The sequence below is a fragment of the Arcticibacter eurypsychrophilus genome (assembly GCF_001730525.1).
GTDB classification, from domain to species: Bacteria; Bacteroidota; Bacteroidia; order Sphingobacteriales; family Sphingobacteriaceae; genus Arcticibacter; species Arcticibacter eurypsychrophilus.
Window position 1 is genome coordinate 1 of sequence record NZ_MDFN01000079.1, and the last position, 436, is coordinate 436.

General features: G+C 35.6%; 1 protein-coding gene. It reads right to left on the reverse strand.

Going from position 1 to position 436, the window contains the following annotated elements; translation table 11 throughout:
* On the reverse strand, positions 1-378 hold a 378-nt coding region (locus BFL47_RS19045), incomplete at its 3' end, for a pre-peptidase C-terminal domain-containing protein (protein WP_170827367.1).
* Positions 379-436: the final 58 nt, after the last annotated feature.

Sequence of the window (436 nt, forward strand, 5' to 3'; positions counted from 1 at the left end):
GCCAGTGATTGTAATCCAACCTTCAGAAACTACATAGTATACGCCTGGAGATAGTTCAACTTGAAGTGATGCTTGCAGTGTTAAAGGACAAAGAGGGCCTCGATCATCGTTGCTTGCAAGCAAACTTCCTGTACTACTTAGTAAATACACATAAGTGTCAATTGAAGATGAGCAATGCGAAATGGAAACAGTGGTTGCCACGTTTAAAGTAAACTTATAATAAATATCGTCACTCGGCATCCCATAATCATTTCCGAATCCGTATGATGCAGAATTGTTTTTTGTATCAGTATATTGACTCCCGTATACTAGCGTACCGGCATTTATAGGATAAGATAAATTCGAGCCTATTACTTGTGAATAGCTGTTAGTATTCAAAAATAAAAGCATATAAAAGCACATTACAGCTTTTAATATATAAAAGTGTTTCATAAAA